This is a genomic window from Paraburkholderia monticola (assembly GCF_001580545.1).
In the GTDB taxonomy this organism is placed as follows: domain Bacteria; phylum Pseudomonadota; class Gammaproteobacteria; order Burkholderiales; family Burkholderiaceae; genus Paraburkholderia; species Paraburkholderia monticola.
Genome location: NZ_LRBG01000011.1, coordinates 49,110 through 61,366, shown reverse-complemented (window position 1 = coordinate 61,366; position 12,257 = coordinate 49,110). Strand labels below are relative to the sequence as shown.

The 12,257-nt window shown below is 66.5% G+C and carries 10 protein-coding genes; 4 read left to right on the top strand and 6 right to left on the bottom strand.

Going from position 1 to position 12,257, the window contains the following annotated elements; all coding sequences use genetic code 11:
• Positions 1-88: 88 nt before the first annotated feature.
• The 5 genes from gsiB to CI15_RS13880 all read right to left on the bottom strand — a co-directional run bounded on the left by gsiB (position 89) and on the right by CI15_RS13880 (position 7,329).
• Positions 89-1,651, bottom strand: a complete 1,563-nt coding sequence (gene gsiB / locus CI15_RS13900) for a glutathione ABC transporter substrate-binding protein GsiB (protein ID WP_062128675.1) — start codon at positions 1,649-1,651, stop codon at positions 89-91.
• Positions 1,652-1,754: 103 nt separating this feature from the next.
• On the bottom strand, positions 1,755-3,677 hold the full coding sequence (locus CI15_RS13895; RefSeq protein WP_062128673.1) for a dipeptide ABC transporter ATP-binding protein: 1,923 nt from the start codon (positions 3,675-3,677) through the stop codon (positions 1,755-1,757).
• A 65-nt stretch (positions 3,678-3,742) separates the two neighbouring features.
• On the bottom strand, positions 3,743-4,732 hold the full coding sequence (locus CI15_RS13890; RefSeq protein WP_062128671.1) for an isoaspartyl peptidase/L-asparaginase family protein: 990 nt from the start codon (positions 4,730-4,732) through the stop codon (positions 3,743-3,745).
• Positions 4,729-5,823, bottom strand: a complete 1,095-nt coding sequence (locus CI15_RS13885; RefSeq protein WP_062128669.1) for a MurR/RpiR family transcriptional regulator — start codon at positions 5,821-5,823, stop codon at positions 4,729-4,731. Before CI15_RS13885 ends, CI15_RS13890 begins: the two co-directional genes overlap by 4 nt.
• Before the next feature lie 213 nt (positions 5,824-6,036).
• The gene (locus CI15_RS13880; RefSeq protein ID WP_174543229.1) at positions 6,037-7,329 is read right to left on the bottom strand and encodes an MFS transporter; all 1,293 of its coding nucleotides are present in this window, start codon (positions 7,327-7,329) and stop codon (positions 6,037-6,039) included.
• A gap of 94 nt (positions 7,330-7,423) precedes the next feature.
• Here CI15_RS13880 and CI15_RS13875 point away from each other — a divergent pair, with 94 nt between their 5' ends.
• Together CI15_RS13875 and CI15_RS13870 are read left to right on the top strand one after the other, a co-directional pair.
• A complete protein-coding gene (locus tag CI15_RS13875; protein WP_062128665.1) occupies positions 7,424-8,134 on the top strand; it encodes a pseudouridine synthase in 711 nt (236 codons plus the stop codon).
• A 168-nt stretch (positions 8,135-8,302) separates the two neighbouring features.
• On the top strand, positions 8,303-8,491 hold the full coding sequence (locus tag CI15_RS13870) for a hypothetical protein (protein WP_062128663.1): 189 nt from the start codon (positions 8,303-8,305) through the stop codon (positions 8,489-8,491).
• A 22-nt stretch (positions 8,492-8,513) separates the two neighbouring features.
• Here the strand turns inward: CI15_RS13870 and CI15_RS13865 are convergent, their stop codons facing one another.
• Positions 8,514-9,545: an NAD-dependent epimerase/dehydratase family protein gene (locus CI15_RS13865; RefSeq protein WP_062128661.1), complete on the bottom strand. Its 1,032-nt coding sequence runs from the start codon at positions 9,543-9,545 to the stop codon at positions 8,514-8,516.
• Between the two features lie 95 nt (positions 9,546-9,640).
• Here CI15_RS13865 and CI15_RS13860 point away from each other — a divergent pair, with 95 nt between their 5' ends.
• Positions 9,641-10,672, top strand: a complete 1,032-nt coding sequence (locus CI15_RS13860; RefSeq protein ID WP_062128659.1) for a CDP-6-deoxy-delta-3,4-glucoseen reductase — start codon at positions 9,641-9,643, stop codon at positions 10,670-10,672.
• Positions 10,673-11,065: 393 nt separating this feature from the next.
• Positions 11,066-12,250 (top strand): acetylornithine transaminase, encoded by a 1,185-nt coding sequence (locus CI15_RS13855; protein WP_062128657.1) that lies wholly within the window; start codon positions 11,066-11,068, stop codon positions 12,248-12,250.
• Positions 12,251-12,257: the final 7 nt, after the last annotated feature.

The following is a 12,257-nucleotide window of genomic DNA, read 5'->3' as shown; positions in this document are numbered from 1 at the left end:
CGGCGGATGAGCGGCCAATGAGGATTCGTGTGCAGCGGCGCAGACGGTGGCGCGAACCGCCGCCTGCGCATGCCGCCTCGTCAGCGCATCACTTGATCGCGATCTCGTCGAAGTTGAACGAGCCGTCCGGCGCGACGTAAGCACCCGACAAGCGCTTGCTGCGCGCGTACACGACCTTCTCCTTGACGAGGAAGATCCACGGCGCGTCGGCCCAGATGTGCTTCTGCGCGTCGGTGTAGAGCGCAGTCTTCTGCGTGCGGTCGGTGGTTTCGAGCGCCTGCTTCAGATCGTTGTCCACCGTGTCGTTCTTGTAGTACGAGGTGTTGACCATCTTCGGCGGGAACGAGTAGCCCGCGAGCAGCGGGCTGATCGCCCAGTCCGCTTCACCGGTCGACGACGACCAGCCCGCGTAGTACATGCGCACCGGCGCGGTCGCCGGGTCCTGCGCGGTTTCGACCTTGGCGACGCGCTGACCCGCTTCGAGCGCCTCGACGCTCGCCTTGATGCCGACCTGGGCGAGCTGCTGCTGCACGAACTGGATCACCTTCTGCGCGGTCGAGTAGTTATAGGCCGACCACAGCGTCGTTTCGAAGCCGTTCGGGTAGCCCGCTTCCTTCAGCAGTTCGCGCGCCTTCGCCGGATCGTACGGCCAGGGCCCGAGCTTCGCCGCGTAATCGACGCCTTCGGGCACCACGCCATCGGCCGGCGTCGCATAACCGGCGAACGCGACCTTCGTCAGCGCCTCCTTGTTGACCGCGTAGTTCAGCGCCTGACGCACCTTCGGATTGTCGAAGGGCTTCTGGTTCATGTTCATGCTGATATAGCGCTCGATGATCGACGGTGCCGCGATCAGATCGACCTTCGGGCTCGACTGCAGTTGCGCGGCCTGCTCGAACGGCACCTGGAACGCGAAGTCCGCTTCGCCGGTGCGCATCAGCGCGGCACGCGTGTTGTTGTCGACGACAGGCTTCCAGTCGATCGCATCGATCTTCGGATAACCCTTCTTCCAGTAGCCGTCGAATTTCTTCACGGTCAGGTCGCCGGCCGGGTCCCACTTCACGAGTTCGAACGGACCCGTGCCGACCGGATGAAAGCCGATGTCCTTACCGTACTTCTTCATCGCGTCCGGCGAGATCATCACCGCCGACGGATGCGCGAGCACGTTGATGAACGCCGAGAACGGCGCCTTCAGCGTGATGCGCACCGTGTACGGATCGACGACCTCGGTCTTCTCGATGCGGCTGAACATGTTGTAGCGCTTGAGCTTGTTCGCCGGATCGGTCACGCGGTCGAAGTTCGCCTTCACCGCGGCCGCGTTGAAGTCGGTGCCGTCCTGGAACTTCACGCCATGGCGCAGCTTGATCGTATAGACGCGCGCGTCGGGGCTCGCCTCATAGCTCTCGGCGAGCACGTTGCCGAGCTTCATGTCCTTGTCGAAGCCGAACAGCCCCTGGTAGAACGACTTCGCGACCGCTTGCGAGAGCGTGTCGTTCGCGTCGTACGGATCGAGCGACGTGAAGGTCGACGCGACGGCCATCACGGCCGTGGTTTCGGCGTGCGCCAGATTGCCCGCGAGCATCGCGAACACCACCGCGCCGCCGCTGACCAGCGCGCGCAAACGAAACGGAGAGGACGGAAACAGCAGGTTCATGAGCTTGCTCCAGGCTGCGAGTTAAGGGTGTGACAGGGTCGTTATGGTTGGCTTGTGCTTCGCTTGCGGATACTGCGGGTTGTGCTTCGATGGGGCGCCGCGCTCAATAAGCACCGCCGACGCGATGCCGGGCGACGAAGTGATCCGGTCCCACCGCGACGAGCGGCGCGACGAGCGGCTCGTCGTGCAGCGCGCGGATCGGGCTCGGAATATCGTCGGCGGCCAGCACGCGTCTGGCGTGACGGCGCGCCGGATCGGCGACCGGCACCGCGCTCATCAGCTTCTTCGTGTACGGATGCTGCGGCGCCTCGAACACCGCGCGACGCGGCCCGATCTCGACGATCTGGCCGAGATACATCACCGCGACGCGATGGCTCACGCGCTCGACCACCGCCATGTCGTGCGAGATGAACAGATACGCGACGCCGAGTTCGCGTTGCAGATCGAGCATCAGATTGACGATCTGCGCCTGCACGGAGACGTCGAGCGCGGATACGGATTCGTCGGCGATCACGACTTTCGGATTCAACGCGAGCGCGCGCGCAATCGCGATACGCTGACGCTGCCCGCCCGAAAACTCGTGCGGATAGCGGCGCGCGGCCTCGGCCGGCAAGCCGACCTTCTCGAGCAGCCACGCGACGCGCGCCTGCGCTTCGGCACCTTGTGCGACGCCATGCACGAGCAGCGGTTCCATGATCGAGAAACCGACCGTCAGGCGCGGATTCAGCGAGGCGAACGGGTCCTGGAAAATAAACTGGATGTCGCGCCGCAACGCCTGCAACGCGGGCCCGCTCAGCGAGCTGATTTCCTTGCCGGCGAATTCGATGGAGCCACTCTGACTTTCGACGAGCCGCAGCAACGAGCGGCCCGTGGTCGACTTGCCGCAGCCCGATTCGCCGACGAGCGCGAGCGTCTCGCCGGGCCGCAGATCGAAGCTGACTTTTTCGACCGCGTGCACGCGGCCCGTCATGCGGCCGAACAGGCCGCTGCGAACCGGAAAGCGCGTGACCAGATCGCGCACCCGCAGAATCGGCGGCGTGTCCTCGCGCACGAGCGGCTGGGCTTCTTCGGCAACCGCCGCGGCCGGCTGGACCGCGGCATCGGCGCCGTTCGCGCCGGCCTGCTCGACCGTCAGGATCGGAAAGCGCGCGGGCTGATCGGTGCCGTGCATCGAGCCGAGCCGCGGCACCGCCGCGAGCAGCGCCTTCGTGTACGGATGCGACGGCGCGGCGAACAGCGCATCCGATGCGCCCTCCTCGACCTTCTCGCCGCGATACATGACGAGCACGCGGTCGGCCACTTCGGCGACCACGCCCATGTCGTGCGTGATGAAGATCACGCCCATGTTCATCTCGTCCTGCAAGCCGCGGATCAGTTGCAGGATCTGCGCCTGGATCGTCACGTCGAGCGCGGTGGTCGGCTCGTCGGCGATCAGGAGCGCGGGCCTGCACGACAGCGCCATCGCGATCATCACGCGCTGGCGCATGCCGCCCGATAGCTGATGCGGATAACGCGCGGCGACGCGCTTCGCCTCGGGAATCCGCACGAGTTCGAGCAGACGCAAGGTTTCGGCGCGCGCGGCCTCGTGGCTCTTGCCCTGGTGCAGCGCGATCGCCTCGCTGATCTGGTCGCCGACCGTGAAGACCGGGTTGAGCGAGGTCATCGGCTCCTGAAAGATCATCGCGATGTCGGCGCCGCGAACCGTGCGCATCGTGCCGGATGAAGCCTTCGCGAGATCGAGCACGCTGCCGTCGCGGCGCCGGAACGCGATGCTGCCGCCGGCCAGACGGCCGCCGCCATGCTCGATCAGGCGCATCAGCGCCAGCGACGTGACCGACTTGCCCGAGCCCGATTCGCCGACGATCGCGAGCGTCTCGCCGCGCTCGACCGTGAACGACAGATTGCGCACCGCGTTGAAGGTCGAGTCGCCGCCGCGGAACGCGACCGTCAGATCGTCGACCGCGAGCACGCGCTGCGGCGGCAGGGTTTCGATGAGCGTGCTGGCGGTGTGCGAGGAAGTCGGCACGGTGATTCCTTTGCTTTGAATTCGAACGCGGCTAAGGGGGTTTAGCCGGCGACGCGCGCCGACCGCTAGCGATAGATCGCCGTCACCGGCGCCTCGCCCAACCGCGCGAAGCCGCGGTACATGCCCTCGGTATTGAATGGCAGCGTCACGTTGCCGTGCACGTCGACGGCGACGAGGCCGCCGCGTCCGTCGATCTTCGGCAGGCGGTTCATCACGACGTCGTGCGCGGCTTCTTCGAGCGAGACCTGGCGATAAGCCATCTGCGCGGCGACGTCGTAAGCGGCGACCATGCGCATGAACATTTCGCCGGAGCCGGTGGTCGAGACGGCGCAGGTCGCGTCGTCCGCGTAGCAGCCCGCGCCGATCAGCGGCGTGTCGCCGACGCGGCCCACCTGCTTGTTGGTCACGCCGCCCGTCGAAGTCGCCGCGGCGAGATGCCCGTGGCGATCGAGCGCGACCGCGCCGACGGTGCCGAACTTGCGGTTCGGATCGATCGGCTCGTGCGGCGTCGGCTCGTTGACGTTCGACGCCGCGCTCGCGAGCGTCGCGGCGTCGTGATCGAGCATCGGGCGCTGCTGCTCGCGCGCGACTTGCCATTGACGATAGCGCGCGTCGGTATCGAAGTAGCTGTTATCGACGAATTCGAGCCCCTGCGCGGCCGCGAACGCTTCCGCGCCTTCACCCGCGAACAGCACGTGGTCGCTGCGCTCCAGCACGAGGCGCGCGGCGAGAACCGGATTGCGCACGCGCTTCACGCAACAGATCGCGCCGGCATCGAGCGTGCGGCCGTCCATGATCGCCGCGTCGAGCTCGTGCGTGCCGGCCGCGGTGTAGACCGCGCCGTGGCCCGCGTTGAAGAGCGCGCAGTCTTCGAGCAGACGCACCGCTTCGCTGACCGCGTCGAGCGCGCTGCCGCCCTCGGCGAGCACGCGCTGGCCGGCGCTCAGCACCGCGTTGAGCGCCGCGTGATAGTCGGCTTCGGCGCTGGCCGACATCGAGGTGCGCAGGATCGTTCCTGCTCCGCCATGAATGGCAATGACTGCGTTGGAGTTCATCGTTTGGATCGTGGAGTGCGAGGGGTTCGAGGGGTGCGGGCCGCGGCGATGGCTTTCGCTTCGGTATCCCTGGCTTTTACGCCTTTGGCCTGGGTGTCGTTGCCGGCCTTCGCGCCGTCGCCGCGTTTGTCCTTCCCGGGCTTCGCGCGCGCGACCTTGCTCGCGGCACGCGCCGGTTCCGGCGCGGCGCCGGCCGCAGCGGACTGCGGATCGAACAGCCACGGCAGCACGAATTCGCTGAACTCGGCGGCCGCCTTGACCGAGCGTTGCGCGCGATACGCCACGGCATCGCACAACGCTTCGATCACCGCCAGCACGGCCGAATCGGCATTCGACGCGAGACGCCGGTCGGTGCGGACAAACAGCGACAGCTCAGCGAACCGCACGAGCGGCGAGCGCGGGCCGTCGGTGAGCGCGAGCACGCGCGCGCCGCGTTCGGACGCGAGGCGCGCGAGTTCGATCGTGTCCTCGACATAGCGCGGAAACGCGATGCCGATCACGAGGTCGCCCGCACCCGAGCGCACGAGGTGCCGCGCCGCATGCGACGGGCCGCCGCTCAGCGCAAGCGAATGCACGTTGTCGTGATACGGCAGCAGCCCGTGCTCCATCAGGCTCGCGAGAAACGCGCTGGCGCCGAAGCCGATCACGAACACGCGGCGCGCGGCGATGATCGCCTCGACGGCGGCCTCGGCGGCCGCGCGATCGATCGTGGTGCGCGTTGCGTGCAGATTGTTGGCAGCCTGCTCGAGCGACGCGTCGATCAGATCGTCACCGGCCGCGAGCGTTTCCTGCGCGCTGCGCAGCCGCTCGACCGGCGCGAGCGTCGCCTCGAAACCGCGCACGAGCGCCTCGCGAAACTGCGGATAACCGTCGAAGCCGAGCGCGCGCGCGAAGCGGTTCGCGCTCGCGACCGACGCGCCGACCACGCTCGCGAGTTCGTCGATACGCATCGTCGCCGCGCGGAACAGATTGGCCAGCACGTACTCGCCCATGCGCTGATGGATCGGCGTGAGCGTCGGCATCGCGGCGGCGATGCGCGCGGCAATGGCTTCTTCGGCGGGGTTCGGCACAGCGGACGGGTGATGGATCATGCGAGCGGAGAGGCGCGGTTGTTCCGAGCGATTCGATGAAATTATATTTACATGAAATGCAGGACAAAAAAAATTCATTTTCATCTTTCGAGGGTTTTCACCGACCATAGCCCTTCAGACAAGGGCGTTTAGCGTCCGCTCGATGCTGCGCCCCGATGAAAATCCATTTTCATCGGGGCGCATGGGGGCTTCACCGCCCGCCTTGCTTCAGGCTCAGCACGTCGCCGCGCTCTGCTCGGGAATGCCAATCAGCCGCGCCGCCGGCGACATCACGATGATCAGCGCCTGCACGGAAAACGCGAGCGCCGCCACGACGAGACACACATCGATGCTCCAGCGCGCGCTGAGCACGGCACCGAGCAGCGCGCCCACTGGCCGCGCGCCGTAAGTGGCGGTGCTGATCAGCGCGGACACGCGGCCGATCATCCGTTCGGGCGTGATCGCCTGACGCAGCGTCGTCGAGCCGACGACCCACAGGATCGGTCCCGCGCCGAGCAGGAAGAAGCTCGCGAGCGCGAGCCAGAACGACGGCGCGACGAGCGTCGCGACCATCACCAGCGACGCGAGCAGGCCGAACGACGGTCCGATGATCAGCAGACGGCCGAACGCGAGACGTCGCGCGATCGCGGGCGCGGCGAGCGCGCCGCACACCATGCCGACACCATAGGCGCCGAGCGTCACGCCGACCGCCGACGCATCGAGCCCGAGCCGATGCACCGCGTAAGGCACATACACGGCCTGAACGATGAAGAAGCCGAGATTGAAGAACACGGCGGTGAGCAGCATCGGCAGCAGCAAGGAATCGCGCAGCACGAAGCGCGTGCCGTCGCGCAGCTCCAGCATGAAGTGCCGCCGCGGCGCGGCCGCGCGCGGCGGCTCGCGCAATCCCGCCAGCAACGCGACCGCGCAGGCCGACAACGCCGCCGCGCCGCCATACGCCCAGCCCGCGCCGATCCAGCCGACCAGCACGCCGCCGAGCGCCGGCCCCGCCGAATACGCGACGCTGCGTGCGAGTTCGAGCCGGCCGTTGGCGCTCGCAAAGGCCTCGCGCGGCACGATCGACGGCACCAGCGACGGCGCCGCGACGTTGTAGGCGACCGTGCCCGTCGCGGCGACGAAGCCGAGCGCGGCGAGCAGAGGCAGGTTCAGCGCATGCGTGAGCACGAGCAGCAGCACGCACAGCATCGCGCAGACGCGCACGCTTTCGGCGAGCGTCATCAATACGCGGCGCGAACGACGGTCGGCCCATACGCCGAGCGGCATCGACAGCAACAGGAACGGCAGCGTCTGCGCGGTTTGCAGCAGACCGGTGTCGCGCGCGTCGGCGCCGAGCGCGAACACGGCGACGAGCGGCGCGGCGGCGAGGCTGATCTGCTCGGCCGATTGCGCGCACAGGTTCGACCAGGCGAGGCGCTGGAACGCACGGGGCAAACCGCGCGCATTACCGGGCGAAGGGGAAGGCGAAGGCGAAGGCGAAGACGACGAAGAGGAAGACGTGGCGGACATCGAGGCACTCCCGAGGGTTGACGTGAGGCATCCATCGTCGGCGCTCAGGACCTGCGGGGCGCTCCGCTTCTTGCGGTGTTATTCTTCGCTCGCCATGAATCTCGAAAGCATCCTCTTTACCCAAGGTTTCGGTTCGCGCCGCCAGTGCCGCGCGCTGATCGGCGACGCTCGCGTCAGCGTCGACGGTGCCGTCTGCACCGATGCCGACGCCGATTTCGCCGTCGCTGGCGGCGCGTTGCGCTTTAGCGTCGACGGCATCGAATGGCCGTATCGCGAGCACGCCTATCTGCTGCTGAACAAACCCGCGGGGTATGAATGCTCGCGCGATCCGCAGCATCATCCGAGCGTGTTCAGCCTGCTGCCGCCGCAGTTCGCCGAGCGCGGCGTGCAGTGCGTCGGCCGTCTCGATCAGGACACCACGGGCCTGCTGCTGCTCTCCGACGACGGCAAGTTCGTGCATCAGTTCACGTCGCCCAAACGCAAGGTGCCGAAGCTCTACGTCGCGACCACCCGCCATCCGCTCGACGACGCGCAGCTCACCGCGTTGCGCGCCGGCGTGCTGCTGCACGGCGAGACGAAGCCGAGCGCCGCGCTCGACGCTGAGGCGCGCGACACCCACACGCTCGCGCTCACCGTGCTCGAAGGCAAATACCACCAGGTCAAGCGGATGATCGCGGCTTCGGGCAACCGCTGCGAGGCGCTGCATCGCGAGCGGATCGGCGGGCTCGCGCTGCCCGCGGCGTTGGCGTCAGGCGCCTGGCAATGGCTCGACGAAGCCGGGCTCGCCGCGCTGCGGGCCGGGTAAACGACTACTGCATGGAGAGTGCCAACCTAAGCCCTTGATGCGCTGGAGAAAGCCCGCGCGCATTGCGGTGTGCCGCACATAGGCCGCTGCGCCGCAACATGCCGTTGCTTTCTTGTCGCCCTATACTCGTCTAAACAAACGACTACAAAGGTTTCAAGGAGGGGCGCCATGTATATCAACGGCACGATGGCGTTTTCACACGCGATGATTGTGTTTATCTGCTTTGCGCTGCTGCTGGTCGGCGGATCGCTGGTCATCATGCGGCTGCGGCACAAGTACCATCCGAACCTGATCGGTGCGCTGATCGGCGGCATGCTGTGTTTCCTGTTGCTGGAAGTGCTGCCTGCGCTGACCTGATGCGCGTGGGGGACGGTGTGGCCTAAGCGCCCTTGCCCGCCGCTGCGCGCAGAAAATCGTCGACGCTCGGATAGCGCAGACGCACGCGCAATTCTTCCTTCAGACGCCGGTTCACGAGCCGGCGCGACTCGCGCATGAACGACAGCAGCATCGGATCGATCTGCTGCTCGGCCTGCGCGCGCGTGATGCGCGGCGCACGCGCGAGTCCGAACGCGTCGGCGACCGCGTCGAAATAATCCCCCATTTTCAGCGACGAATCGTCGGAGGCGTGCAGCGCCCGCGCGGGCCGGCCATGCGTCGCGAGACGCACGAGGATCGCGGCGAGGTCGTCGGCGTGGATGTGATTCGTGTAGACGTCGTCGGCCTCGACGAGCGCCGGCGTGCCTTTTTCGAGCCGCGCGAGCGGCAGACGGCTGCGCGCGTAGATGCCCGGGATCCGTGCGATGCTCGCGGCGACGCTGCCGCGCGCGGTCGCGGCCCGCAACTGCCGCTCGGCCGACACGCGCCGTTTCGCGCGCGCATTCGCGGGCCGCAGCGCGCGCGTTTCGTCGATCCATGCGCCGCCGCAATCGCCGTAGACGCCCGTCGTGCTCGCGTAAACGATGCGCACCGGGGCGCGCGAACGGGCGGTCCGGCGCACCCCGTCGGGTACAATACCGGGTGTTTCAGCGTCCATACCTGAAGCGCGCGCGCGGCGCAGTCGCGCGATCGGCGCGACCGGCGACCTCGCCGCAGAAGCGCTGCCGCGGCCCGCGGCGCCTAGCGTTGCCAGCAGCGCGCGAGTGCGTCGATCGTCGTCGCCGGACTTCTGCGGCGGCGCGAGATGCAGCACCGTCGGCGCGAGGCGCGCGAGCCGCTTGAGGCTGCGGCGCACGTCGAGATCGCCGACGAGCGGCGTGACGCCCGCGGCACGCAACTCGGCGCAGCGCACGGCATGGCTCGTCAACGCGAAGACATGCGCGCGCGGCCGCAACAGAGGCACGCAGCGCATGCCGACGTCGCCGCATCCTACGATCAGCACGCGCGGCCGGCGGAAGTTTCGTGTCGCATTCATGGTGGACGCATTGTAGCGGTCACACGCAACAAGGTACCGCGCGGTTAATCCGGCGGGTCCGATTAAGATTCCGACTTTTCGATTTCGAACACTTTATGGCTTTTAACGTCACGCTCCGGCAAAGCGGCCGGCAGTTTCAGGTAGAACAGGACGAACCGGTGCTCTCGGCAGCCCTGCGTCAAGGCATCGGCCTGCCGTACGGCTGCAAGAACGGCGCGTGCGGTTCGTGCAAGGGCACGGTCGTGAGCGGCGAGGTCGAACAGCGCGCGCATTCGTCGTCGGCATTGTCGAACGACGAAAAGACCCGCGGCATGGCGCTCCTGTGCTGCGCGACGGCGTGCTCCGATCTCGAAGTCGACATCCGCGAAGTGGCCGGCGTCGGCGACGTGCAGGTCAAGAAGCTGCCGTGCCGCGTGAACGCGATCGAGCGCAAGGCCGACGACGTGATCGTCGTGAAGCTGCAACTGCCCGCCAACGAACGTCTGCAATATCTGGCCGGCCAGTACCTCGAGTTCATCCTGAAGGACGGCAAGCGCCGCAGCTATTCGATGGCGAGCGCGCCGCACGCCGAAGGGCCGATCGAATTGCATATCCGCCACATGCCCGGCGGCGCCTTCACGGATCACGTCTTCAACACGATGAAAGAGCGCGACATCCTGCGCTTCGAGGCGCCGCTCGGCACGTTCTTCCTGCGCGAAGACTCGGACAAGCCGATCGTGCTGCTCGCGTCGGGAACCGGCTTTGCGCCGCTGAAGGCGATCGTCGAGCACGCGGTGTTCAAGAACATCACGCGGCCCATGACGCTCTACTGGGGCGCGCGTCGCAAGAAAGACCTGTACCTGCTCGAACTCGCCGAGCAGTGGGCGCGCGAGATTCCGAACTTCAAGTTCGTGCCGGTGCTCTCCGAGCCCGACGCGAGCGATGCATGGACGGGCCGCACGGGCTTCGTGCATCGCGCGGTGATCGAGGATCTGCCCGATCTGTCGGCCTACCAGGTGTATGCGTGCGGCGCGCCGGTGATGGTGGAATCGGCTCAACGCGATTTCACGCAGCATCATCAGCTGCCGGAAGACGAGTTCTACGCGGACTCGTTCACGAGCGAGGCCGATCTCGCGAACGCGGTCTGATTGCCCAAGCGCAAACGGCCTGCCCGTACGCTGGAACGAGAGTTCGCGTGGGCCGTTCGCGCCGAACATGTCAGCCTCGCGGCAAGGCCGCAAATTCGCCTCGATGCAGCGCCGATGCAAATTCATGGTTTACACCGGTGCTTTTCTTATCGTATTCTTTCGCGCATGAACCGCATCCAGTCCGAACTCCGACGTCGCCGCTCGCCGCTCCCCTAGGGACGCCGCTGGCTTCGTCACGGACTCGCGCCACATCCAGACCTGGGCGCAAGCTGTTCGAATCATGAAAGCCACGGCATGCCGTGGCTTTTCTGTTTTTCCGGGCCGTCTTTTCGATGGGCCAAACCGACACCGTTTCTTCACCCTGCTCTTACCTTTTGCCTGGAGCCTGCCGTCATGAATTTCAATGAGTATCCAATCGATTCGCTGATGTACATCACGAACCGGCCCGAAATCGTATTCACGCACGGTAAAGGCTCGTGGATTTACGACAACACCGGCAAGCGCTACCTGGATTTCATTCAGGGCTGGGCGGTCAACAGCCTCGGCCACTGCAACGACGGCATGATCGAAGCGCTGAATACCCAGGCCAAGCTGCTGATCAACCCGTCGCCGGCGTTCTACAACGAACCGATGGCCAAGCTCGCGGGCCTGCTCACGAAGCACAGCTGCTTCGACAAGGTGTTCTTCGCGAACAGCGGCGCCGAGGCGAACGAAGGCGCAATCAAGCTCGCGCGCAAATGGGGCAAGAAGTTCAAGGACGGCGCGTTCGAGATCATCACGTTCGATCACAGCTTCCACGGCCGCACGCTCGCGACGATGTCGGCGAGCGGCAAGCCCGGCTGGGACACGATCTACGCGCCGCAGGTGCCGGGCTTCCCGAAGGCGGACCTGAACGACATCGCGTCGGTGGAAAGGCTGATCAACGCGAAGACCGTCGCGGTGATGCTCGAACCGATCCAGGGCGAAGGCGGCGTGATCCCCGCCACGCGCGAATTCATGCAACAGCTGCGCGAGCTGACGAAAAAGCACAACCTGCTGCTGATCGTCGATGAAGTGCAAAGCGGCTGCGGTCGCGCCGGTACGCTGTTCGCGTATCAACTGTCGGGCATCGAGCCGGACATCATGACGCTCGGCAAGGGCATCGGCGGCGGCGTGCCGCTCGCGGCGCTGCTGTCGAAGGCGGAAATCGCCGTGTTCGAGGCAGGCGATCAGGGCGGCACCTACAACGGCAATCCGCTGATGACCGCGGTCGGCTATTCGGTGATCTCGCAACTGACGGCGCCGGGCTTCCTCGAAGGCGTGCGCTCGCGCGGCGAATATCTGCGCGCGAAACTGCTCGAGCTGTCCGAAGAGCGCGGCTTCGAGGGTGAGCGCGGCGAGGGTCTGCTGCGCGCCCTGCTGCTCGGCAAGGACATCGGCAACCAGATCGTCGAGAAGGCGCGCGAGATGCAGCCCGACGGCGTGCTGCTGAACGCCGCGCGTCCGAACCTGCTGCGCTTCATGCCCGCGCTGAACGTGACCACCGAAGAGATCGACCAGATGATGGCGATGCTGCGTTCGGTCCTCGACTCGCTGTAATCGGCAC